General features: G+C 67.7%; 24 protein-coding genes. 14 read left to right on the top strand and 10 right to left on the bottom strand.

Translation table 11 applies throughout. The features are described 5' to 3' along the window. Positions 1–13: 13 nt before the first annotated feature. The 4 genes from WV31_RS17915 (at position 14) to WV31_RS17900 (ending at position 5,559) form a co-directional block, all read left to right on the top strand. A complete protein-coding gene (locus tag WV31_RS17915) occupies positions 14–613 on the top strand; it encodes a 4'-phosphopantetheinyl transferase family protein (RefSeq protein ID WP_237051361.1) in 600 nt (199 codons plus the stop codon). Positions 614–621: 8 nt separating this feature from the next. Continuing rightward, a complete protein-coding gene (locus WV31_RS17910; RefSeq protein WP_237051360.1) occupies positions 622–4,587 on the top strand; it encodes a Pls/PosA family non-ribosomal peptide synthetase in 3,966 nt (1,321 codons plus the stop codon). After that, positions 4,584–4,805 (top strand): ribbon-helix-helix domain-containing protein, encoded by a 222-nt coding sequence (locus WV31_RS17905; RefSeq protein WP_085374843.1) that lies wholly within the window; start codon positions 4,584–4,586, stop codon positions 4,803–4,805. Before WV31_RS17910 ends, WV31_RS17905 begins: the two co-directional genes overlap by 4 nt. 334 nt (positions 4,806–5,139) lie before the next feature. Next, positions 5,140–5,559: a DUF2934 domain-containing protein gene (locus WV31_RS17900; protein ID WP_085374842.1), complete on the top strand. Its 420-nt coding sequence runs from the start codon at positions 5,140–5,142 to the stop codon at positions 5,557–5,559. Positions 5,560–5,605: 46 nt separating this feature from the next. Here the strand turns inward: WV31_RS17900 and WV31_RS17895 are convergent, their stop codons facing one another. Together WV31_RS17895 and WV31_RS17890 are read right to left on the bottom strand one after the other, a co-directional pair. Continuing rightward, positions 5,606–8,356: a bifunctional diguanylate cyclase/phosphodiesterase gene (locus tag WV31_RS17895; protein ID WP_085374841.1), complete on the bottom strand. Its 2,751-nt coding sequence runs from the start codon at positions 8,354–8,356 to the stop codon at positions 5,606–5,608. Continuing rightward, entirely contained in the window at positions 8,346–9,344 is a 999-nt protein-coding gene (locus WV31_RS17890) for an ABC transporter substrate-binding protein (RefSeq protein ID WP_085374840.1), read from the bottom strand. Before WV31_RS17890 ends, WV31_RS17895 begins: the two co-directional genes overlap by 11 nt. Positions 9,345–9,493: 149 nt before the next feature. On the opposite strand from WV31_RS17890, the gene WV31_RS17885 reads away from it, so the two are divergent. Beyond that, on the top strand, positions 9,494–9,682 hold the full coding sequence (locus WV31_RS17885) for a hypothetical protein (RefSeq protein WP_085374839.1): 189 nt from the start codon (positions 9,494–9,496) through the stop codon (positions 9,680–9,682). After that, positions 9,675–9,959 (top strand): DUF3572 domain-containing protein, encoded by a 285-nt coding sequence (locus WV31_RS17880; RefSeq protein ID WP_085374838.1) that lies wholly within the window; start codon positions 9,675–9,677, stop codon positions 9,957–9,959. Before WV31_RS17885 ends, WV31_RS17880 begins: the two co-directional genes overlap by 8 nt. 9 nt (positions 9,960–9,968) lie before the next feature. Here WV31_RS17880 and WV31_RS17875 read toward each other — a convergent pair whose 3' ends face one another. Continuing rightward, positions 9,969–10,523, bottom strand: a complete 555-nt coding sequence (locus WV31_RS17875; protein WP_085374837.1) for an antibiotic biosynthesis monooxygenase — start codon at positions 10,521–10,523, stop codon at positions 9,969–9,971. Positions 10,524–10,631: 108 nt separating this feature from the next. On the opposite strand from WV31_RS17875, the gene WV31_RS17870 reads away from it, so the two are divergent. Further along, entirely contained in the window at positions 10,632–11,501 is an 870-nt protein-coding gene (locus tag WV31_RS17870; RefSeq protein ID WP_085374836.1) for a hypothetical protein, read from the top strand. A gap of 189 nt (positions 11,502–11,690) precedes the next feature. Here the strand turns inward: WV31_RS17870 and WV31_RS17865 are convergent, their stop codons facing one another. Then, positions 11,691–12,068 (bottom strand): hypothetical protein, encoded by a 378-nt coding sequence (locus WV31_RS17865; RefSeq protein WP_085374835.1) that lies wholly within the window; start codon positions 12,066–12,068, stop codon positions 11,691–11,693. Positions 12,069–12,175: 107 nt separating this feature from the next. Here WV31_RS17865 and WV31_RS17860 point away from each other — a divergent pair, with 107 nt between their 5' ends. Further along, positions 12,176–12,688 carry a hypothetical protein gene (locus tag WV31_RS17860; protein ID WP_085374834.1) on the top strand — a complete coding sequence of 171 codons (513 nt, stop codon included), beginning with the start codon at positions 12,176–12,178 and terminating at the stop codon, positions 12,686–12,688. A 124-nt stretch (positions 12,689–12,812) separates the two neighbouring features. On the opposite strand, the gene WV31_RS17855 is transcribed toward WV31_RS17860, so the two are convergent. Continuing rightward, positions 12,813–13,442: a response regulator gene (locus WV31_RS17855; RefSeq protein ID WP_085374833.1), complete on the bottom strand. Its 630-nt coding sequence runs from the start codon at positions 13,440–13,442 to the stop codon at positions 12,813–12,815. A 153-nt stretch (positions 13,443–13,595) separates the two neighbouring features. Here WV31_RS17855 and WV31_RS22550 point away from each other — a divergent pair, with 153 nt between their 5' ends. Both WV31_RS22550 and WV31_RS22545 read left to right on the top strand, forming a co-directional pair. After that, positions 13,596–13,784: a hypothetical protein gene (locus WV31_RS22550; protein WP_237051359.1), complete on the top strand. Its 189-nt coding sequence runs from the start codon at positions 13,596–13,598 to the stop codon at positions 13,782–13,784. Continuing rightward, the gene (locus tag WV31_RS22545) at positions 13,781–13,975 is read left to right on the top strand and encodes a hypothetical protein (protein ID WP_237051358.1); all 195 of its coding nucleotides are present in this window, start codon (positions 13,781–13,783) and stop codon (positions 13,973–13,975) included. The genes WV31_RS22550 and WV31_RS22545 overlap by 4 nt, the downstream gene beginning before the upstream one ends. Before the next feature lie 92 nt (positions 13,976–14,067). Here the strand turns inward: WV31_RS22545 and der are convergent, their stop codons facing one another. The 4 genes from der to WV31_RS17830 form a co-directional block, all read right to left on the bottom strand. Beyond that, positions 14,068–15,450 carry a ribosome biogenesis GTPase Der gene (der, locus tag WV31_RS17845; protein WP_085374832.1) on the bottom strand — a complete coding sequence of 461 codons (1,383 nt, stop codon included), beginning with the start codon at positions 15,448–15,450 and terminating at the stop codon, positions 14,068–14,070. Positions 15,451–15,460: 10 nt separating this feature from the next. Then, on the bottom strand, positions 15,461–16,792 hold the full coding sequence (locus tag WV31_RS17840) for a PQQ-like beta-propeller repeat protein (RefSeq protein WP_085374831.1): 1,332 nt from the start codon (positions 16,790–16,792) through the stop codon (positions 15,461–15,463). A gap of 3 nt (positions 16,793–16,795) precedes the next feature. Continuing rightward, positions 16,796–17,479, bottom strand: coding sequence for a tetratricopeptide repeat protein (locus WV31_RS17835; protein ID WP_085374830.1), 684 nt, complete (start codon positions 17,477–17,479; stop codon positions 16,796–16,798). Positions 17,480–17,585: 106 nt separating this feature from the next. After that, positions 17,586–18,143 (bottom strand): thioredoxin family protein, encoded by a 558-nt coding sequence (locus WV31_RS17830; protein WP_085374829.1) that lies wholly within the window; start codon positions 18,141–18,143, stop codon positions 17,586–17,588. 129 nt (positions 18,144–18,272) lie between these two features. Between WV31_RS17830 and WV31_RS17825 the strand changes: the two genes are divergently transcribed. The 3 genes from WV31_RS17825 to WV31_RS17815 all read left to right on the top strand — a co-directional run bounded on the left by WV31_RS17825 (position 18,273) and on the right by WV31_RS17815 (position 19,608). Continuing rightward, a complete protein-coding gene (locus tag WV31_RS17825; RefSeq protein WP_237051357.1) occupies positions 18,273–18,623 on the top strand; it encodes a hypothetical protein in 351 nt (116 codons plus the stop codon). A gap of 81 nt (positions 18,624–18,704) precedes the next feature. Then, on the top strand, positions 18,705–19,040 hold the full coding sequence (locus WV31_RS17820; RefSeq protein WP_237051356.1) for a DUF2794 domain-containing protein: 336 nt from the start codon (positions 18,705–18,707) through the stop codon (positions 19,038–19,040). Between the two features lie 7 nt (positions 19,041–19,047). Then, on the top strand, positions 19,048–19,608 hold the full coding sequence (locus tag WV31_RS17815; protein ID WP_237051355.1) for a hypothetical protein: 561 nt from the start codon (positions 19,048–19,050) through the stop codon (positions 19,606–19,608). 274 nt (positions 19,609–19,882) lie between these two features. Here WV31_RS17815 and WV31_RS17810 read toward each other — a convergent pair whose 3' ends face one another. Beyond that, positions 19,883–20,935, bottom strand: coding sequence for a sensor histidine kinase (locus WV31_RS17810; RefSeq protein ID WP_085374827.1), 1,053 nt, complete (start codon positions 20,933–20,935; stop codon positions 19,883–19,885). Between the two features lie 160 nt (positions 20,936–21,095). Here WV31_RS17810 and WV31_RS17805 point away from each other — a divergent pair, with 160 nt between their 5' ends. After that, positions 21,096–21,800 carry a response regulator gene (locus WV31_RS17805; protein WP_068432848.1) on the top strand — a complete coding sequence of 235 codons (705 nt, stop codon included), beginning with the start codon at positions 21,096–21,098 and terminating at the stop codon, positions 21,798–21,800. Positions 21,801–21,820 lie beyond the last annotated feature (20 nt).

Below are 21,820 nucleotides of genomic sequence, written 5' to 3'. Positions count from 1 at the left end.
AATGTCGGAGTCGATGCGATTAGATGGCCAAACCCGGCTTTATGCCGGCCTCGCCGCCGCCCCGGAAGCCCGGCGGCGCGCCCTGCTCGGCCATCTGGCGGCCGAACTGGGACGGCCCGAGGCCGACATCGCCATCGAGCGCGACCCGTTCGGCAAGCCGCGCCTCACCGACCCCCACCTCAAGTACTGGTTCAACTGCTCGTCCGTGGACGGGTTGCTGCTGATCGCCAGCTCGCGCACCGGACCGGTGGGCGCCGACATCGAGACCGTCCAGCGCTGCATCCCGGTGTGGGAGGACGCATCCGCCACCTTCGCCCCCGCCGAACGGGCCCGGCTCACCGCCCTGCCCCCGCCGGACCGCGCCTTGGCCTTCGCCCGGCTGTGGACCGCCAAGGAAGCGGTTTTGAAGGCGCGCGGCACCGGCATCGTCCATGGCCTGGCCGAACCCGCCCTGGCGCATCTGGACGACCTGTCGGCGCCGCCCCCCTGGCGGCCCATTCAGATGCATGTAGGGGGTGAATGTTATGCCGTGACTTGGTATACCCTCCCCATCGACGAGGTTCTGGTCATCGCCGCCCGCGCCGAGACCTCGCCAAAACCGGGAACAACGTGACACAGTCCTTGCCTTCAGCCCTCTTCGGCCTCCGCGATCCTTCGCTGATCCGCGACGAAACCCTGTGGGAAATCTTTTCCGCCAGCGTCCGGGCGTTTCCCCATGCGCCCGCCGCCACCTTCGGCGAGGTGACGCTGGGCTATGGCGAGCTGTCGGCCCGCGCCCAGAAAGTGGCCCGCGCCCTGGCGGCCCGGGGCATCGGACGCGGCGATTTCGTCGGGCTGTGGATGAGCCGCTCGCTGGATCTGCACGTGGCGCTGCTGGGCATCTTGGCCGCGGGCGCCGCCTACATCCCCTTCGACACCGAGGCGCCGGCCGAGCGGGTGGCGGAATGCCTGGACGATTGCGCCGCCAAGGCGCTGATCGTCGACGCCTTCACCATGGGGGCCATCACGGGGGCCATGCCGGCCCACACCCTGATCCTGCCGACGCTGGAGCAAGGCGCGCCGGACGGCGCCAGCCCCGACCCGCGCGCCCAGGGCGCCTGCCCTTCCGACCCCGCCTACGCCATCTACACCTCGGGCTCCACCGGCAAGCCCAAGGCCATCGTCATCAGCCACGCCAACATCTGCCACTACCTGCGCGCCGCCAATTCCATCTACGGCCTGCGCTCCGACGACGTGGTGTTCCAGGGCGCCTCGGTGGCCTTCGACCTGTCGCTGGAAGAAATCTTCGTCCCCTATCTGGTGGGGGCGAAGCTGTGGATCGCCGGGCGCCGCACCCTGGCCGAAGCCGACCGGCTGCCGAGCGTGCTGGCCGAGGCCGGCATCACGGTGCTCGACACCGTGCCGACCCTGCTGAGCCTGCTGCCCGGCGACATTCCCGGCCTGCGCGTCATCATCCTGGGCGGCGAGGCCTGCCCGCCCGCTTTGGCCGAGCGCTGGTGCCGCCCCGGGCGGCGCATCTTCAATTCCTACGGCCCCACCGAGACCACCGTGGTGGCCACCGTGGCCGAGGTGGAGGCGGGCAAGCCGGTGACCATCGGCCGGCCCATTCCCAATTACGTCTGCCACGTGGTGGACGACTTCACCCAGCCGGTCCCCCCCGGCGCCACCGGCGAACTGCTGATCGGCGGGCCGGGCGTGGCGGCCGGCTATCTCGGCCGCCCGGAACTCACCGCCGAGAAATTCATCCCCAATCCCTGGGACACCGACGGCTCCGCCCCGGTGCTCTACCGTTCGGGCGACGCGGCGGCCATGGACGAAAACGGCGACATCGTCTTCCACGGCCGCATCGACGATCAGGTCAAGATCCGGGGCTTCCGCGTCGAACTGGGCGAGATCGAGGCCCGCCTGTCGGCCCTGCCCGGCATCAATCAGGCGGCGGTTTCCTTGCGCACCGACGACGGCATCGAGCGGCTGGTGGCCACCATCCTGCCCGAAGCCGGCGCCACCATCGAATCCGGCACGCTCCGGGAAGGCCTGCGCGCCCAGCTGCCCGCCTACATGGTTCCGTCCCATTACCTGGTGGTGGACGAGCTGCCGCGCCTGACATCGGGCAAGCTGAACCGCAAGGCGCTCAAAGACCTGCCGCTGGACCTGTCGGTGGGCGGCGCCGAGCAGGAAGAGCCCGCCAATGCGACGGAAGCCGCCCTGCTGGACGCGGCGCGCCGGGTGTTTCCCGGTCAGGTCATTCCCTTCGAGGCGGATTTCTTCCTGGATCTGGGCGGCCATTCCCTGCTGGCCGCCAAATTCGTCTCGGCGGTGCGCGAGACGCCGGACCTGGCCAGCCTGACGCTGAACGAGATCTACGCGGCGCGCACCCTTCGCGCCATGGGGGCGTTACTCGCCGCCCGCGCGCCCGCCCCCGGCGCCAAACCCGCCGATTTGTCCTTCATTCCGCCGAGCTGGAAGCGCCGTTTCCTGTGCGGACTGGCCCAGGGCGTGGCCATGCCCTTCATTCTGGCGCTGACCACCGCGCCGTGGCTGGGGGTGTTCATCTCCTACATGCTGCTGTCGGGCGAGGATGCCAGCTGGCTGAAGGAGATGGTCACCCTGATGATTACCTACGCGGTGATCAACATCGGCACCATCTCGGCCTCCATCGCGCTCAAATGGCTGATCCTCGGCCGGACCAGGCCCGGCCGCTACAAGCTGTGGGGCACCTATTATTTCCGCTGGTGGCTGGCGCAAAGGGTGGTCAGTGTCGCCCATATCAAGTGGTTCCAGGGCACGCCCATCATGAGCATCTACCTGCGCCTGCTGGGTGCCAGGGTGGGCAGCGACTGCGTCCTGTCCGAGATGGAGGCCGGCGCCTTCGACCTGGTGAGCATCGGCGACGGCGTGGCCATCGGCGGCAAGACCCGGCTGGCCAATGCCGAGGCGGTGGGCGACGAACTGGTGATCGGCCCTATCCGTATCGGCGACGACGCCTTCATCGGCACCTCATGCATGATCAGCCACGGCGTGGTGATCGAGACGGGGGGCGAGGTCGGCGACCTCACCTCCATCGCCCCCGACACGCGGGTGGGCCGTTACGAGCACTGGGACGGCTCGCCCGGCCGCAAGGTGGGCATGGTGGACGAAGCCGCCCTGCCCCAGGCCGCCCACGCCACCGTCGGGCGCAAGCTGGCGCTGACCATCCTCTACGGCCTGATGCTGGTGGTGCTGCCGCCCATCAGCCTGCTGCCCATCTTCCCGGCCTTCTTCATCTTCGAACGCCTCAGCGATTATTTCGTCGGCGGCGAATACGCCACCATCCTGCCGCTGCTGGCCTGGCCCACCGCCATGGCGCTGATCGCCGTCACCGTGCTGCTGATCGCCATCGTGCGCTGGACGGTGCTGCCGGTGGTGACGGCGGGAAGCTTCTCCATCTATGGCAGCCTCTACGTCCGCAAATGGATCGTGGCGCTGGCCACCGAGCTGATGCTGGAAACCCTGTCGTCGCTCTACGCCACCGTCTACATGCGGCTGTGGTACCGGCTGATGGGGGCCAAGATCGGCAAGGACGCCGAGATTTCCTGCAATCTGGCCGGACGCTACGACCTGACCGAGATCGGGCCGGGCTGCTTCATCGCCGACGAGGTGGTGCTGGGCGACGAATGCGTGCGGCGCGGCTGGATGGTCTTAGAGCCGGTCAAGACCGAGGCCCGCGTCTTCGTCGGCAACGACGCCGTGGTGCCGCCCGGCGCGGTGATCCCCACCGGCGCCCTGATCGGCATCAAGTCGCGCCCGCCGGCCAACCACCAGATGTCGCCCGGCGACACCTGGTTCGGCAATCCCCCCTTCAAGCTGCCGGTACGCCAGCGCTTCGACGATGTGGGCGCCGACTGGACCTTCGCGCCGCCCTTGTGGCGCCGGGTGTGGCGCGCCGTGTTCGAGGCCTTCGCCGTCTCGCTGCCCACCGCGCTGTTCATCACCTTCGGCATCCTGACCGTGGACCTGCTGGCGCCCAGCATCCTGGCCCGCGAATACGCCGTGGTCCTGCCGCTGTTCGTGGCCGCGTCGGTGGCCATCTCGGTCTCGCTGGCCCTGTCGTCGGTGGCGGTGAAGTGGCTGATGATGGGCGCCTACCGCCCCACCGCCAAGCCCATGTGGTCGTGGTGGGCGTTGCGCACCGAGGCGGTGGCGGTGATGTACTGGGGCCTGGCGGGCAAGGTGCTGCTGGACCATCTGCGCGGCACGCCCTTCCTGCCGTGGTTCCTGTGGCTGTACGGCTGCCGTTTCGGCTCCGGCGTGTTCATGGACACCACCGACATCACCGAGTTCGACTGCGTCGAGGTGGGCGATTTCTGCGCCATCAACTCGCTGTCGGCGCTGCAGACCCACCTGTACGAGGACAGGGTGATGAAGGTCGGCCGGGTCAGGCTGGGCACCGGCGTCACCGTGGGATCGGGCTCCACCGTGCTCTACGACACCGAGGTGGGCGACTTCGCCCGCATCGGCAAGCTGACCATCGTCATGAAGGGCGAAGGCATCCCCGCCCACTCCCAATGGGAGGGCGCCCCCGCCCAGACGGTCAGCGCCGCGCCATGACCGGATTGCCGGCCAAGCGCTCGGTCAAGATCGCCGGCCACGCCACCAGCGTCACCCTGGAGCCGGAATTCTGGGAGTGCCTGCGGGAGCTGTCGGAGGAGCGAAACCTGTCGATCAACCAGATGGTGGCCGAGATCGATTGCTCGCGCGAGGCCAACCTGTCCTCGGCCATCCGGGTGTTCGTCCTGAACGAACTCAAGAGAAAAGCCGCCGGGTAAGGCCCGGCGGCTTGTTCTTTCCCACTCGTCCCGCCCGGCTACTTGCCCAGACGGCTCAGCACGAACCAGGCAAGGCCGCCGGTCACCGCCAGGATGAATCCCAGGAACGTCAAGGCGATCACGGCCGTATCGTCGATAACCATACTGTCCTCCCCCTCGGAAAACATGTCTTGATGCATGTCAAGAATAGCAGGGCCGCCGCCGGGCCGCTTTGATCTGGATCAGTGGGGAAAGTGTCATCGGTCCATCACTTAAGCGGCATTGAATCCCCCTGCCGTTCGCCCTAGGATTATCCATGAAAAGCATGGACAATCCGGCAATCGGGAGGGACCCGATGGCAAGCCTGAATTCGGAAAGGCTGACCTTGGCCGAGACCGGAGCCCTGGCGCTCGACGAAGCGGCCCGGGAACTGGACAAGGCCAGCGACACCGCCAGCTTTCTCAAGGCGCTGGAACGCAACCAGCGGGTCTGGCGGACCCTGGCCCATATCGCCATGACGCGCGCCTGGCAATTCCCCAACGAACGCCAGGTGGCCTATGCCCTGTCCACCGACGGCCTGGGCGCCAAGGGCAATGACGAGCGCATCAATAGCATGATCGACATCAACCGGGAGGTCTCGGACATCCTGGCCCGTGGCGACGATATCGCCCGCATCCGCGAGCGGGCCTACGCCATCTGGGAAAGCCGCGGCCGGCCGGTGGGCCAGGACATGGAGCACTGGCTGCTGGCCGAGATGGAACTGTCCAGCGGCTGAGGGTCCCCCATGCGGGCAGGACGCCCGCATTCCCGTCATCCCTCCCTCAGGCCGGCTGGTCCGGCGTGCAAGCCAGGGGCAGGTAATCCACCGCCTGCTCCACCGGCAGCGGGCGGGCGAAATGGTAGCCCTGTGCGAAGTCGCAGCCGTTTTCTCCCAGGAAGCGGCTTTGCGCCTCGGTCTCCACCCCTTCGGCCACCACGTCCATGGACAGGGCCTTGGCCATGCGGATGATGGCGAGGCAGATGGCCTCGCCCTCGGGGTCGCCGGGCAGGTCGGCCACGAAGGAGCGGTCGATCTTCAGCACGTCCACCGGAAAGCGCTTCAGATAGCTGAGGCTGGAATAGCCGGTGCCGAAATCGTCGATGCTGAGCTTGATGCCCAGATCCTTGAGGCGGAACAGGATTGCGCGCACCTGATCGGCGTCGCCCATCAGCATGCTTTCCGTCAGTTCCAGTTCCAGCAGCGACGGCGCCACGCCGTATTCGCGCAGCAAGGCGTCGATCTCGCCGGCCAGGCCGGGATTGCCCAATTGCCCCGCCGACAGGTTGACCGCCACCGGCAGCGCCAGCCGCCCGCCCGCCTGCCAGCCGGCCATGGTGTCCAGCGCCCGGCGCAGCACCGTGTCGCCGATGGCGGCGACCAGGCCGCATTCCTCGGCCAGGGGAATGAAGCGGCCCGGCGGCACCAGACCGTGCTCGGCGCTATGCCAGCGGGCCAGGGCCTCGAAGCCGGTAACGCGGCCTTCTCCCAGGCGGACCTTGGGCTGCAGATGGATGAACACCTCGCCGTCGCGCAGGCCCCGGCGCAGGGACTTCTCCAGTTCGCGGCGCTCGACCATCTGGCGGTCCATGGCGGACGTGAAGAACTGATAGCCCAGGCGCCCCTTCTCCTTGGCCTTGTACATGGCGATGTCGGCCTTGCGGATCAGCGTCTCGGCGTCCGAGCCGTCATCGGGCGCCATGCTGATGCCGATGGAGCAGCCCACCTCGATGGCCTGGGAATCGATGGCGAAGGGATCGGCCATCAGCGCCAGGACGCGATCGGCCAGTTCCGCCGCCTTCTCGCGGGTCTGGATGTCGGGGGCCAGCAGGATGAACTCGTCGCCGCCGTGGCGGCAGACGATATTGTAGCCGCCCTCGATGGACCGCAGCCGGTCGGCCACCTCCACCAGCAGCCGGTCGCCGAAGCTGTGGCCCAGCACGTCGTTGACCACCTTGAAATTGTCCAGATCGATGAACAGCAGGCAGTGCAGCTGCCGCGCCCCGGTCTCGGGCAGGATCTCGTCCAGCTTCTCGCGCAGCACCACCCGGTTGGCCAGGCCGGTGAGGGCATCGTGGCGGGCCAGGAAGCGGATGTTGGATTCCGCCTCCTTGCGCGCCGAGATGTCGCGCATGATGCCGGAATAGAAGCGCTGCCCCTTGAACGAGAAGCCGGCCAGGGTGACTTCCACCGGGAACAGGCTTCCATCCTTGCGCTGGGCCGGCTGTTCCCGCGGCATCGTGTCGATCTGGTGATCGGCGGAGTCCCGAATACCCGCCAGAATGGCGTCGTGACGCTCGCGCATGTAATCGGGCATCAGCAATGAGACGTTCTGGCCCATGACCTCGGCCGACTCGTAGCCGAACATGAGGGTCGCACCGCGATTCCACGAAACGATGCGGCCCTCGGCGTCGATCACCACCAGGGCGTCGCTGGCGCTGTCCATCACCAGCCGGAATTTTTCCTCGGAATCGCCCAGATCACGGAGCAATTCGCCCACCCGCCCGGTCATGGAATTGAAGGCCGAGGCCAGCGCGCCGATCTCGTCGGCGGACGTGACCGGCGCACGCCGGCTCATGTCGCCGGCCTCCACGTCCCTCACCGCCTCGGCCAGGGCGTCGATGGGGGCCAGGATGGCGCGCCGGGCGTGGCGTACCAGGGCCCAGGCCCCGGCTCCGCCCAGCAGCAGGACCAGGGCGACGATCAGCACCGTGCCGGCCGGCAGTTTGAGCGCGCTGAGCAGCGGCTGCTCCACCACCACCAGGAAGCGGCGCCCGCCGATCACGAAGGCCTCGCTGGTGGTGAACGACCATGCGCCATTCATGCCCCGGCCGATCCCGTCGGTTACCGGCAGAGGCCGGATGGTGCGGGCCAGCACCACGGACGGATTGCGATGGGCGATCACCTGACCGGCATGGTCGAGGACATAGCTGTTCAGCTGTTCGAGCCCGGCCAGCGGCCGGGTCAGGTCCCAGACCCGGCGGAAGCGGGCCTGGGCCAGAACGAAGCCTTCCGGCTGGCCGTTCCTGGGGTTGATGGAAGGGATCGCCAGACCGATCATCGGCTCGTTGGTGGCATCGTACTGGCGGACGATGCCGATGGCGTTGGCTCCTCCGATCATGGCGGCCGCCACCTCGGGCAGATGGGCGAGGCCGGCCGGCCCCTGGGACACCACCGGCTCGTAGCGGCTGGCCCGCGCCTTGACGTTTCCCGCCGGGTCGAGGACCGCCACCTCGATGAACATGGGCTCGAAGGCGATCAGGCCCTCGGCCAGGGACTGCCGCTCCCTGGCGTCCATGGCGGCCAGGCTCTGGCGCCGGATGGGCTCCTCCAGCTCGAGGGTCAGGGTCCCCAGGTAATTGCGGAAGTCCGAGACGATGGCGCGCCCGACCTGGCGCTGGATGGCTTCGGTCTGGCGGTCCTGCAGGCGGTAGACGGTCACCGACAGAACCAGCCCCGCCAGCAGCAGCGGCCCCATGGCCAGACCGATGAAGGCCAGGCGAAGCTTGCGGTGCAGCGAGCGTTCAGCGGCCATCTTCCCCCCTCGCGGCCCGGATCAGCTCCGCCTGGCGCAGAATGGAATCGGGAATCTCGAGCCCCAGGCGCCCGGCGGTCTCCATGTTGATCACCAGACGGAATTCCGCCGTCTCCACCGGCAGGTCGCCGGCGGGAACGCCGCCGAAGATCTGGGCGGCCAGCCGCGCCCCCTGGCCGCCCAAGGCCCGCATGTCCAGACCATAGGACATGAAGGCGCCTTCGACCACGCCACCGCGCTGCGGCGTGGTCAGGGGAACCTTGCGGCCGAGGGTGGCCAGCATGAGATGGGGCACCTGGGACGCCACGAAGGCATCCACCGGCACGAACACCGCGCCGACGTCGGGGGCCATCCGCGCCAGGGCTAAATCCAGTTCCGCCAGATTGCGCACATGGGCCTGATCGATGCGGATACCCAGTTCGGCGGCCAGGGGCGTGATCTTGGCCAGCGACACCCTGGGCGAGGCGTCGTCGGGATTGAAGGGCACCAGCACCGCCTTGAGATCGGGCAGCAGCGTCTTCAGCCATTGCAGCCGCACCGGTTCCTGGATGCCGAAGGTGACCCCGGTGGCGTTGCGCCCGGGGCGTCCCAGGGTGTCGGCCAGACCGATGGCGATGGGATCGCTGGCGGGGGCGAACACCAGCGGCGTGCCCAGGGGCTTGGCGACGGCGAAGGCGGCCTTGGCCGCCGGGGTGGACAGGCTGAGGAACAGGTCGGGCTTCAAGCCCGCCAGCCGCTCCGCCTCCGCGTCCAGGGCCGAGCCGGTGACGGGGCCGCGATAGTGATAGGTGACGCGCCCGCCTTCGGGATAGCCCTGGGCGGCAAGACCGGCCTTGAAGCCGTCCAGCGCCTCCTCGGCCACGATGGCGTGATTGAGGACACCGATCACCAGCCGGCGGTCCTCGAAGACCCCGCCCCAGTTCAGCAGTGCGAAAACCGCGGCAAGAGTAGCTCCCCCCAGCGCCACGAAGGCCCAACGAAACCGCATCCGGCCCTCCCCTTTCGCCCCCCATACGCATGGTATGGAACATGGGAAGCACAGTTTGCCGCTTCAAGTCTGACATGTGCCTTTCCCAAGCGGGGTATTGCCTTTTTGTTCCGCTTATTTTATCGTTTCGTTCTTTGCTGGAGGCAGGCATGGACGAACAATGGACCAGCGCGGCCGACGAAATGGTCGCCTATTTCGGGCGGGAAGCGGTTTTCGTGGCGGCGCGGCGGGCCGAAGATCTGGCCCGGCGGGGCGACTGGCCGGCGGCGGACCGGGCCATGCGGCTGCTCTCGCAGGTGGAGCGCATGCACCGGGCCAGGGGGATCGGCCATGCGTGACACCATGGTTTCCCCCGCCTCGGCGGAAGTGACGGCGCTTCGGGCCCTGGCCTGGCTGGTCACCGACCAGGACCGCGCCATGCGCTTCCTGGCGCTGACCGGCTGCGATTCCGAGACCTTGCGGCGACGGGCGGGCGAGACCGAGGTGCTGGGGGCGGTGCTGGATTTCCTGCTGGACGACGAGGCCTCTCTGCTGGCCTTCGCCGACGCGGTGGACCTGCCCGCCCAGTCGGTGGCCCTGGCCCGCCACGCCCTGCCCGGCGCGCTCAGGCGCTGATCACCCCTCTCATCCCCCGAACAGCCAGCGGCGCAACAGCCGGGTCGCCTGGGGCATGAAGACGTAGGTCATCAGCAACACCTGGGCCGAGACCATGATCAGGGCCTTCAGCCACAGCGGGTAGGCGGCGACCAGTGGACCGATGGTGAAATTCAGGCCCATGACCACGCCATAGGCCACCAGGGTGACCACCAGGGCCATCTTGTGGGGCGACGGCCGGGCCTGGGCCGGCACCTCGGGCAGGTCGAACCAGAATTCCAGGCCGGTGACCTTCTTGATCTCGGCTTCCGGCTGGACCATACCCTGCAATTCTTCAAGGAACCGGGCACGCATCTCGGATTTCTCGAAGGCGTGGCACTGCTCCCAGGTGGCGAAGCGGTAGATGGTGACATAGGCGTAGTCGGTGACCGCCGCCGGCCGCAGGACGTTGACCCCCTGGTAGCCCGGCCAGTGGCAGACTTCGGCGGTGACCCGCGAGATCCAGGCCTCGTAATCGGCCTCGCGGCCCGCGACGGCCTTGCGCGCGATGCTGACGGTAACCGGTCCGGCTTGGCCTTCCATCATCTTTTCCCTTCCACGCCCCACACCCTCCCTATCTGGGAGTTGAAAACCCATCTTCACAAGGACCACAATGCCGCCAGTCGTTCGGGACCAACAGAATCGGATTCCCCCATGCTCCTCAGGTCCATGGCCATGCTTGCCTTCGCCATGACCGCCGGCCCGGCATATCATGCCCAAGCGGCGGAATCCCAGGCGGCCACCGCTCCGGCCAAGGGCATTCCCGGCGCGCCCGTGGCGGCGTCCGTGGCGGTGGAGAATTTCGCCCTGGTGGACAAGGCCCCGGTGGCCAACGGCTACGGCATCTTCACCATCGAAGCCACCGGCCTGCTGCCCGCGCCCCGCAAGCGCGAGAGCTTCACCCCCACCGAGGACGAGCATTTCTACACCCTGCGCCGCACGGTGGAGCGCTTCCTGCTGCGCAAGGAAATCCCGCGCGGCTGGACCCGCTCCAACGAGGCCACCTTCTCGTTCAAGAACGAACTGGCCCGCTTTCCCCGCGCCGACGGCATCGCCTATGCCGTCGAAGGCGAACTGGTGCTGCATGGAACCAAGCCCATTCCGGTGGGCGTGACCCTCCAGGCGCCGCCGGGCGATGCGGTGCTGCGCTATTCCATCGGCATCATGGCCGCCAACCAGTCCCTGATGATGAAGGAAGGGGTGATCGAAGGCCCCAACCGCAAGGTCGGCTGGATGCTGTCGCTGCGCCCCAGCGGCCCCGACGCCGCCATCCCGGTGCGCGCCGTCTTCGCCGTCCGGGCCGAGGGCGGCGACGAGGCCAGCCAGCGGGCGGCGCTGGAAGGCGTCACCGCCACCCTGAACGCCTCTTCCGACGGCCGCGCCGCCGTGGCCGAGCGGACCAACGACGCCTCGGACTGGCTGAAGCCCGTTCAGGCCTTCATGCGTCCCGATCAGGTATCGGGCAAGGGCGGCGGCAAGGAAGAGAAGAAGGACGACAAGAAGGAAAAGAAGGGCGGGCACTAGGCCCGGTTCCTTCGGCCATCATGGCAGATCCCGCCCCGCCCAAGCCCCCCACCACCCGCTCCGGCCGCCCCACCCGGGCCGAACCGCCCGAGGACTGCCCGGTCAAGGACCGCTGCCGCCGGGCCCGCGCCCAGGTCTGCCTGGATTGCGGCGTCGAACGGAAATTGCGCCACGACCGTCGCAAGGGCGTCAATCCACCCCCACCGCCTTGTCCAGCTGACCCACAATGAAGCTGATGACCACCAGCACGAAGGGAACCAGGAACAGGCACCACACCAGGGCGTGGACGATCCTGTCGCGGGCCGGGTTTTCCTGAAGCGGCCCTGTTTCGACCATCACCGGGGCGGCAATCACCAGACGGGGCCGTATCACCAACCGATAGACCAGCCCCAGACAGGCACAAGCCAGCACGGTCACTCCGACGATGCGCGATCCGATGGCGGCGGCGATGTCGAGGCGGACCCCCATGACCATCAGCCAGACCGGGGCGGTCAGCCCCGCTCCGGCGGGCAGCAGGACGGCGCAGATGACCAGGAAGATGCCGAGAGGCGAGGACGGCAGGCGCATGGCAGGCTTTCATCAATGAGCGGCGCCGCAGGCTAGCACCCCATCCTGACGTTTGCGTGACAGGCAGGCCGCCCTATATTGATGCCGTCTTTCCTGTGATCAGGCCCATGACCGACCGAACGCCCCGCCGCCATCCCCTGCTTTCCGCCCTGCTGGTGCCGCCCGCCGTCCTCTTGATGCTGGCCGAGGAAGTGGTCTGGGCCGGCCTGAAGGCGCTGATGGCCCGTCTGGGCCGCCTGCCCCTGGTCGCCCGGCTGGAAGCCCGCATCCAGGCCCTGCCCCCCATGGCGGCGGCGGCGCTGTTCCTGGCGCCGGGCGCCGCCATGTTTCCCTTCAAGCTGATGGCGCTGTGGGCCATGGCCCATGGCCACGTGCTGTGGGGCGTGCTGGTGCTGCTGGCCGCGAAGCTTACCGCCACGGCGCTGTTCGCCCGCATCTACACCCTGTGCAAGCCGACCCTGATGAGCGTGGCGTGGTTCGTGCGCCTGCACGACTGGATCACCGGCGCCAAGGCCTGGGCCCATGCGCGGCTGAACGGGTGGAGGTTGTGGCGTTTCGCCCGCCGGTCCATGGGCCGGCTGCGGAGCTGGGCGGCGCGACTGGCGGCCGTCGGCGAATAATTCCATCGGTCATCCCGACAACCATCGGGAAGAGGGATCTCGTCCTGCTCGGACGGACCAGAACCGGCACCATCATGCCGGGATGAGATCCCTCGACTTCGCTCGGGATGACAATAAAAATTTCCTACTCGATCAGCCCGCGCCGGATGGCATAGGCCGCCAGTTCGGCGGAATTGTGCAGGTCGAGCTTCTGCATGATCTTGGTGCGATGGGTCTCCACCGTCTTGATGGCGATGCCCAGGTCGTCGGCGATCTCGCGGTTCTTGTGGCCGCGGGCGATCAGCTGCAGCACCTCGCGCTCGCGGGCGGTGAGCGAACCGCCGGCCATGTCCGAGCCTTCCAGGTATTCCTTGACCAGATCCTCGGACAGGCCGGGGCCCAGATAGGTCTTGCCGGCGCACACCGCATTGATGGCGGCCATCAGCTCGGCATGACCCAGCTTCTTCAGGGCGTAGCCATCGGCACCGGCCGCCAGGGCTTCGGCCACCCGGCGTTCGCAATTGGCGACGGTCAGCACCAGGACGCGGACCTGCGGCGCCACCTGCTTGATGCGCCGGGTCGCCTCCACGCCGTCCAGCTCGGGCATGGACAAATCCATCAGCACCACGTCCGGCGACAGGGTCCGGGCCATTTCCAGCGCGCCCTTGCCATCCTCCGCCTCGCCGACGATGGTGACATCGTCAACCGCCAGCAGAGCAACCAGGCCCTGCCGAACCAGCTGTTGATCCTCGGCTATCAGAATGCGTACCGTCACAGTCGTTCTCCTCCGCCTGCCGGATAATCGCCGAGTTCAGGCCCCACATCAAGGGAATGCGCATCCCGATACGTATTCCCGCCCCAGACCTGCCTTAGTGATCGCGCGATCTGCCCATGTCTATGAAATGCTTCACATTAAGGACGCCGCGCCATGAAAATCGCCGTTGCCGTTGATTCCCGCTTCACCAAGGTCACCGGCCATGCCGGGCGCGCCCGGCACTGGCTGGTCTACGACCCGGACGCCGGCCGGAGCGCCGCCCGGGTCGAGCTGGAACCGGCCCAGGTGTTCCACCATTACGAGGGCGACGGCCCCACCCCCTGGACGGCATCGAAACGGTGATCGCCATTTCCGCCGGCGACGGTTTCATGAAGCGCATGCAGGCCCGTGGCGTCGACGCCCGCCAGACCGCCGAGACCGACCCCGACAAGGCGGTGGCCGATTACCTGGCCCAATGCCTGTCCGACCCCAAGCCGCGCCCCATCGGCTCGCTGATCTGCAAGACGCTGGATCTGTTCTCCCGGCACAAATAAGAGCGCCGTCTGTCATGCTGAACCGCAGGTGAAGCATCTTTCAGCCGCAATCGGGTGAAAGAACCTTCGCTCCGCTCAGGATGACAGGAAGATCAGCCGTCCTTTTCCGCATAGGGATTCTTGCCGCCGCGCACATAGAGGCGAACCGGCACGCCGGGCAGGTCGAAGGCCTCGCGCAGGCCGTTGACCAGATAGCGCGAATAGGATTCCGGCAATTCCTCGGGCCTGGTCGCGAACAGCACGAAGGTCGGCGGCCGGGCCTTGGCCTGGGTCATGTAGCGGATCTTGTAGCGGCGCCCCCCCGGCAAGGCAGGCGGCGGATGGCGCTCGATCATGTCTTCCAGCCAGCGGTTGAGCTGGGCGGTGGGGATGCGGCGGTTCCAGTGGCCCCATGTGTCGAGCACCGCGTCCATCAGTTTCTCGATGCCCCGGCCGGTCAGCGCCGACAGGGTCACGGTGGCGACGCCCTTGGCCTGGGGCAGCGAGGTTTCCAGCCGGTCCTTCAGGCGCTTCAGCGCCGTCTGGGGATCATCGACCATGTCCCACTTGTTGATGGCCAGCACCAGGGCGCGGCCCTCCTCCACCACCAGGCGGGCGATGGTCAGGTCCTGCTTGTCCAGGATGGCGGCGGCGTCCATCACCAGCACCACCACCTCGGACATGCGGATGGTCTCGATGGTGTTGCCCACCGACAGCTTTTCGATGGCGTCGTAGATCTGGGCCTTCTTGCGCAGGCCGGCGGTGTCCACCAGCTTCATGCGCCGCCCCCGGTGCTCCCACTCCACCGCGATGGCGTCCCGCGTCAGCCCGGCCTCGGGGCCCGTCAGCAGGCGGTCCTGGCCCAGGAGCTGGTTGCCCAGCGTCGACTTGCCCACATTGGGACGGCCGACGATGGCCATGGTCAGCGGGCGGGTGGGGTCGTCCTCGTCGCCGGCTTCCGGTTCCTCGGGATCGTCGCCGTCCTCGGTGAGCGCACCGGCCTTGATGGCGTGGTCGCGCAGGGCCTCGAACAATTCGTACATGCCCTCGCCGTGCTCGGCCGAAACCGGCACCGGCTCGCCCATGCCCAGGCCATAGGCCTCGTACAGGCCGGGCGCGCCCGCCTTGCCCTCGCACTTGTTGGCCACCAGGATGACGGGAGTGGGCAGGCGGCGCAGATGGTCGGCGAAATGGCGGTCCAGCGGCGTCACGCCGGCGCGGGCATCGATCAGCAGCAGCGCCACGTCGGCCTCGGACACCGCCAGATCGGTCTGGCGGCGCATGCGCGCCTCGACGGAATCGCCGCCCTCGTCCTCGAAGCCGGCGGTGTCCACCACCTGGAAGTCCATGCCCAGCAGGCTGGCCTTGCCCTCGCGGCGGTCGCGGGTCACGCCGGGCAGGTCGTGGACGATGGCCAGGCGCTTGCCCACCAGACGGTTGAACAGGGTGGACTTGCCCACGTTGGGGCGTCCGACGATGGCCACGGTAAAGGACATGAAGGGTACTCTAGCGATAAGCGACGAGATCGGCGTCGTCGGTCAGGAAATACAGGGTGTTGTTGGCGATCACCGGAGCGATGCTGATGGCGGCGGGCGCCTCCTCCCAGCCCAGCATGTCGCCGGTATAGGGCGACAGCGACACCAGCTTGCCGTCGGACGACGCCAGGATCAGACGGTCCGAGGCCAGGACCGGCCCCACCCAGACGATGCGGCCCTCGCGGTCCTTGGGGTTCTCCCAGTTCTGCATCTCGGTCACCCAGACGATGCGGCCGGTCTTCGCCTCCAGCGCCAACACCTCGTTGTTGTTGGTGAGCACATAGAGGTAGTCGCCGGCGATCCACGGACTCTGGACCCCGCCGATCTCCTTTTCCCAGATGCGCCGCCCGCTGCGCTGCTCCATGCAGACCAGCATGTCGGCGTTGCTGATGGCGTAGACGCGGCCGCGGTCGATGGCGGGACGGCCGCGGATGTCGAGCAGGGCGCCGACGATCTCGGTGCGGCGCACCGTGGCCAGCGAATCCTGCCAGATGATGGAGCCGTTCTCGACCCGCAGCGCGAAAATCTCGCCGGAGGAATAGGGCACCACCACCATGTTGCCGTCCACCGCCGGCGAATTGCCGGCCAGCAGGCCGGCGGATTCGGCGATGCCGGTATGGGTCCACAGCACCGAGCCATCCTCGGCCGCCAGGGCATGGGTCTGGTTGTCGACGGTGACCGCGAACACCCGGCCGCCGCGCACGGTGGGCGAGCCGCGCAACGGCCCGGACACGGTCTGGCGCCAGTCGATCTTGCCGCTCCTGGCGTCCAGCGCCACCACCTGGGCGAAGCCGGTGGCCGCGAAGATCTGCCCGTCCTCGTAGGCCAGGCCGCCGCTGGTATAGACCTCGGAGGTATCCTCGGGGGTAAGCTCGGCCCGCCACAGCCGCTTGCCGGTATTGGCGTCGAAAGCCGAAACCCGGGACGAGGCGTCGACGGTGAAGATCTTGCCCTCGGCGACGATGGGCTGGCCCAGCAGGCGGCGGCGCTTGCCGGCCGCGGTGCCGGCGTCGCTCTTCCAGAGGCGCACCAGGGAATCGCCCACCTGCATATGGTGCATGGCATGGTTGGAATAGCCGCCGGCCTGGGGCCAGTCGTCGTTTTCCTCGGGCGGCGGCAGAACGATCTTGGCGGCCGCCCCGCCCATGTCGGGCTCGACCATCTTTTCACGCGACAGGATCGAGATGCGCTTGCCCGGCAGCGGCGGCGCCTTGTTGTCGCCCAGCCAGCTGTCGCAACCTCCCAGCGCCAGCACGGCGATCAAGACACCGGCGATCCTGCGCGTCATGACGGTCATTCCCATGAATCAGCTCCTGGCGCGTTGCCCGGTGGCGGCAAGCAATTCGGCGGCGCGGGTCCTCAGTCCCTGGGGCGCGGCGGCATCCTCGGCGATCTTGGCCAGCAGATCGGCGGCACGGGCGGCGTCGCCGCGCTTCAGGGCGGCCAGGGCCAGGATTTCGCGGGCGGAGTGGCGCCACGAACTGGCCTCCACCGCCAGCGGCTCCACCGACTTCTCGACGGCGGCGGGGTCGCTGCTGTCCAGAACCAGATAGGCGGCGCGGATGGCCGACATGTCGCGATAGACCTTGTCCACCCCGCCATCGGCGGCAATCTTGGAGTACAGCGCGGCGGCGGCGGCGAAATCGCCCGCCTGCTGGGCCATGTCGGCGCGGCGCAGTTCCGCCAGCAGCCGGTAGCCCTTGGGTCCCTCGGCGGCCAGCTTGGCCAGCACTTCCGACGCCTCGTCCTTCTTGCCCTGCTCGACCAGCGTGGACGTCTCGGAATAGCGCGACGAGGCGGCCTGGCGCTGCTTGGCGTCCCAGCCCTGCCAGGCCTGCCAGCCGGCCACGGACAGCACCAGCGCCACGGCGGCCACGGTCAGCAGGCCGCCGTGCTTCTTCCACAGCCTGTTAAGCTCATCCTGCCGGAGATCCTCGTCCACCTCCTTGATCAGGAGGTCGGCGGCGGCATCGTCGTGCTTCTCGGTCAAGGAACTCTACTCCATGCGGGCGGTCTGGCCCCGGCTTATGGCCTGGAGCCGCGCCGTAACATAGTCCGCCCCGGCCCCCTTGGCAAATACGGCGTCACGAATCCCCTCAAGGCGCCTCGCGCCATTTGATCGAACAGCCCATGCTGGGCACCTGATGCTCGGGCCCGCGGCCGGTGGCCGCCACCTGCCGCATGGCGTCCAGCAACTCGCGGCGCGCGTCCCGAGCGGCGGGCAGGCGGCCGGATTCGTCCAGGCGCCCGCGATAGCGCAGGCGGCCGTCCCGGTCGAGGCCGAAGAAATCCGGGGTGCAGACCGCGCCCCAGGCCCGGGCCACCTCCTGGCTTTCGTCGAACAGATAGGGGAAGCCGATCCCATGGGCGCGGGCGAAGACCAGCATGTTGTCGAAGGAATCCTCGGGGTACTGGACGGGATCGTTGGAATTGATGGCCGCCACGCCGATGCCTTCGGCGCGCAGCACCTCCGCGTCGCGGACCAGCCGGTCGATGATGGCGACCACATAGGGACAGTGGTTGCAGATGAACGCCACCACCGTGCCGCGTTCGCCCCTGATATCGGACAGGCTCCAGTTGCGGCCGTCGATGCCGGGCAGGATGAAGTCCGGCGCCGCCCAATCCCCGGCGCAAAGGGGTGCCGTCACCGCCATCTCGCTGCCCCCCGGCAGAATCTGCCCATTGATTCCGTTTTGACGTGGTCCCACACTATAGTTCAAGTGTCAGGCAGGATCATAGAAATGATCGGGCGCAGCGTTACGTATGGTTGGGTAGTGGCTGGCATGCTGGCCGTGGGCGGCTGTGCCTGGATCGGCGAGCGGGGATCACTCAATCCCGGCCCCCGGCCGCTGCCCAATACGTATACGTTCATGCAGCTGGAAGCCCTGAGCCTGATCAACACCCACAAGACCATGGGCGACCATGTGGCGGGCTGGATCACCGGCAAGGACTGTTCGAGCCCCAGGGCCGAGCGCGGCGATGCCTATTGCATCGATCTGCCCGACCGGCCGACCCCGCCGCCGCAGGTCTACTGCTACAGCACCCTGGCGCGGCCCACCTGCTATTCCCAGCCCTACAACGAAGGCAACGACCGTCTGATCGGCTTCGTTCCCGCCTCCACTCCCATCCGCTGACCGGCGCCCCCATCTAAATACTCGACAGACACCATTCCCTGGGCGACAGTATTTCCAGGGGAAAGACCGGTGGGGTGGCCGATGGCGACATTGATCCGCATGTCCGAGTACCGGGGAAATACCGGGTTCGTTCATTTCGAACGCACCGAGATTACCCAGTTGTTGACCCTATACGCGACGCGGGTGGCCTGTGGAGATTGGCGCGACTACGCCATCGACGTCCGCCCCGACGGCGCGGTGTTCTCCATCTACCGCCACGCCCTCGAGCGTCCCCTTTATACCGTGACCAAATCGGCGGCCGGCCCCAAGGGCGCCACCTGGAGCGTGGCCCGCTCGGGGCGGATCGTATCGCGCTGCCCCAGCCTGGCCGGCGCCCTGGCGGCACTGGACCGGGCGCCTCGCCCCGTCACCTCATAGAGATGGAATGGAAACCATGCGCCGGGTGATCGCCGCACTGATGGTGGCCGCACTGATGGGCTGCGCCGCCCCGCCGCCCCCTCCACCGCATATGAGCGCCGAGGAACGCGAGGAATTCCGCCAGGAAATGCTGGCCAACATGGAAAAGGTCGAGACCTTTCTGCAAAAGACCCGGCGCGGCATCAACCTGACCGAGATCACGCTGGGCTGGTTCACCATGATCCTGCTGAATGAGCTCAGCGCCCACGACGCCGGGCTGCACGCCTATATCCTGCACGACGACGCCACCACCGAGGCCTATCTGCGCACCGATTTCCGCGACAATCCGGAGCGCGAGATCGCCACGCTGAATCAAATGGCGTTCCAGGGCGAGGCGAATATCCGCCTGGCGGCGCGCGAGGCCCTGGTCTGCCTCACCACCATTCCCAACCCGAAATCATCGGAAGCCGAACAGCGGGAGGCGAGAACCGAACTGGCCGCCGCCCTGCTGAAGCTGAAACGCCATCTCGGCCGGATCGCGGCGGACCATCTTCCAACCGAGACCGAGCTTCCCGGCACGTCCAACTGAGCGTTTCCCCCCCCCTGGAAACTCTCCCCGAAATGAAGGAGAGGGAGCGTTTGGGGGCCGCTCCCTCTCCAAGCCCCCTCGCGGCCTTGGGGTTCGGGGATGGCCGCGAAGGAACATTTCACCTGGTGTGCGGTGGCGACGAGGAGGAGGCGTTGGGGGCACCCCCTCCTCTTACGATCCTGCCCGCGGCTTGGGGTTCGGGGATGCCGCAAGCTGACCGTGCCACCGAGGATGCGCCGCCCAAGGGACGACGCCCCCCGTCTTCATCCGCCGTTCAGGCGGCCGTCATCTCCTCCCGGCGGTCGGGCAACCGAGCCCCCAACCGCAGACTGAAGCCGAAGGAACTGCCCTCTCCGCCCTCGGATTCAACCCAGACCTGGCCGCCCAGGCGCTCCACCAGACGGCGGACCACCGCCAAGCCGGTGCCGATGCCGGGGGCCACGCCCTCGTCGCCGCTGTGGGGGCGGTAGAAAATCTCGAACATGCGGACCATGCGGGCCGAATCGATGCCCATTCCGTTGTCGCAAACCTTGATGCGGGCCATGTCGCCGTCGCGAACCACCGAAACATGGATCACCGGCCGGCGCGACGCGGCGCGGTAGCGCACCGCGTTGTCCAGCAACTGAACGAAAATCTCGATCAGCGAGGCCTGATCGGCCTCGACCTCGGGCAGCGGATCGACCACCAGGGTGGCCCCGGCCGCGGCCAGCACTTCCGCCAGGCGCTGGCGGGCGATGCCCATGGCCACCCAGGCCGAACACACCTCGCCGGTCCGGGGAATGGAATCCACCGATACGAAATCGCGCAACCCGCTGACCAGCGCCCGCATGCGCCGCGCGCCATCAACGACGTGACCGACATAATCGCGCACCTCGTCGTCGCAACCGGCGGCGTCGTGGGTGGCCAGAAGCTGGGAATAGGCCACCATGCGGCGCAGGGGCTCCTGCAGATCGTGGGCCGCCACGTCGGCGATGCGCTCCAGATCGGCCACATAGCGGCGCAGTCTGTCGCGCTGCTCGGTCAGTTCGGCTTCCCGCAACTTCAGGCGCGCGGCGGTCCGCCGCTGCCAATACACCGCCTGGACCAGCAGTACCACCATGGCCCCCATGCCCAGCACCAGGATCGTGGCGAGCAGCATGTTGCCGCTCCGCCCGATCTCGGCGGACGGCACGACGCCCGAGGCAGAGAACTGACGCTCGATGACGGGATCGATTCCCAGCCCCAGCCAGAACAACGCAACCAGAAGCGCGCCGACCAGCACGGAAAGACGGCCGAAGCCGCTGCCGTCGTCGAAGCGTCCAATGATCGGATTGTGCCGAGGCACCATCGTTTCTCCACCCCTTCCCGCGGGCCATGGCCGGCGCGAAAACCCAGTGGAGCTTTTATAAAGCGAAGTTCACAACGGAATTACGGCAGTGATTGAATTACGCGCCAATACCCTGTAAACGGGAGGTGAATACCAGACTAAACGTCGGCCGGAGAATGCAGTGTCGGCAAAAGCGCACGTCTTGATCGTCGAGGACGAACCCGTCACCCGCGCCAAGCTCGCGGCTTATCTCACCGGAGAAGGCTTTCAGGTGAGCGAGGCGGCCGATGCCAAGGACATGAAGGCCATCGTGTCGCGTACGGTGCCCGACGTGGTGCTGCTCGACATCAATCTTCCCGATGAAAGCGGCCTGATCCTGGCGCGCGAACTGCGCGCCAAGTCGTCGGTGGGCATCATCCTGGTCACCGCGCGGCAGGACGAGACCGACCGCATCGTCGGCCTGGAGATCGGCGCCGACGACTACATCACCAAGCCGTTCAATCCCCGCGAGCTGGCGGTGCGCGTCCGCAATCTCCAGCGCCGCGTCGCGCCCACCATGGCCGCCGAGCGCTCGGCCACCGGCATCCACAATTTTGCCGGCTGGCGCCTGGATTGCGACGCCCGCCAGCTGACCTCGCCCACCGGCGAACTGGTGCGCCTGACCCGTGGCGAATTCGACGTGCTGGCCGCCCTGGCCCGCAACGCCGGAAGGGCGCTGACCCGCGACCAGCTGCTCGACCTCACCCAGCATGACGGCGAGGCGGTGATCGACCGCACCATCGACGTGCTGGTCGGCCGCCTGCGCCGCAAGATCGAGGCGGATTCCCGCCACCCGTCCATCATCCTGACGGTGCACGGCGTCGGCTATCGTCTGGTGGCCAACTAGAAGCTCCAATTCGGGGGTCT

Origin of the sequence: Magnetospirillum sp. ME-1 (assembly GCF_002105535.1) — a bacterium.
Lineage (GTDB): Bacteria > Pseudomonadota > Alphaproteobacteria > Rhodospirillales > Magnetospirillaceae > Phaeospirillum.
Note: the sequence above shows the minus strand (reverse complement) of the source record. Positions and strands in the feature narration are given on the sequence as shown.

Coding starts and splice junctions, on each gene's coding strand:
- WV31_RS17810 (WP_085374827.1), bottom strand. CDS start 20,935: ATGGTGCCTCGGCACAATCCGATCATTGGACGCTTCGACGACGGCAGC.
- WV31_RS22550 (WP_237051359.1), top strand. CDS start 13,596: ATGAAAATCGCCGTTGCCGTTGATTCCCGCTTCACCAAGGTCACCGGC.
- WV31_RS17875 (WP_085374837.1), bottom strand. CDS start 10,523: ATGATGGAAGGCCAAGCCGGACCGGTTACCGTCAGCATCGCGCGCAAG.
- WV31_RS17905 (WP_085374843.1), top strand. CDS start 4,584: ATGACCGGATTGCCGGCCAAGCGCTCGGTCAAGATCGCCGGCCACGCC.
- WV31_RS17815 (WP_237051355.1), top strand. CDS start 19,048: ATGGAAACCATGCGCCGGGTGATCGCCGCACTGATGGTGGCCGCACTG.
- WV31_RS17895 (WP_085374841.1), bottom strand. CDS start 8,356: ATGGCCGCTGAACGCTCGCTGCACCGCAAGCTTCGCCTGGCCTTCATC.
- WV31_RS17865 (WP_085374835.1), bottom strand. CDS start 12,068: ATGCGCCTGCCGTCCTCGCCTCTCGGCATCTTCCTGGTCATCTGCGCC.
- WV31_RS17880 (WP_085374838.1), top strand. CDS start 9,675: ATGCGTGACACCATGGTTTCCCCCGCCTCGGCGGAAGTGACGGCGCTT.
- WV31_RS17820 (WP_237051356.1), top strand. CDS start 18,705: ATGGCGACATTGATCCGCATGTCCGAGTACCGGGGAAATACCGGGTTC.
- WV31_RS17890 (WP_085374840.1), bottom strand. CDS start 9,344: ATGCGGTTTCGTTGGGCCTTCGTGGCGCTGGGGGGAGCTACTCTTGCC.
- WV31_RS17900 (WP_085374842.1), top strand. CDS start 5,140: ATGGCAAGCCTGAATTCGGAAAGGCTGACCTTGGCCGAGACCGGAGCC.
- WV31_RS17870 (WP_085374836.1), top strand. CDS start 10,632: ATGCTCCTCAGGTCCATGGCCATGCTTGCCTTCGCCATGACCGCCGGC.
- WV31_RS17885 (WP_085374839.1), top strand. CDS start 9,494: ATGGACGAACAATGGACCAGCGCGGCCGACGAAATGGTCGCCTATTTC.
- WV31_RS17830 (WP_085374829.1), bottom strand. CDS start 18,143: ATGGCGGTGACGGCACCCCTTTGCGCCGGGGATTGGGCGGCGCCGGAC.
- der (WP_085374832.1), bottom strand. CDS start 15,450: ATGTCCTTTACCGTGGCCATCGTCGGACGCCCCAACGTGGGCAAGTCC.
- WV31_RS17825 (WP_237051357.1), top strand. CDS start 18,273: ATGCTGGCCGTGGGCGGCTGTGCCTGGATCGGCGAGCGGGGATCACTC.
- WV31_RS17860 (WP_085374834.1), top strand. CDS start 12,176: ATGACCGACCGAACGCCCCGCCGCCATCCCCTGCTTTCCGCCCTGCTG.
- WV31_RS17840 (WP_085374831.1), bottom strand. CDS start 16,792: ATGGGAATGACCGTCATGACGCGCAGGATCGCCGGTGTCTTGATCGCC.
- WV31_RS17915 (WP_237051361.1), top strand. CDS start 14: ATGCGATTAGATGGCCAAACCCGGCTTTATGCCGGCCTCGCCGCCGCC.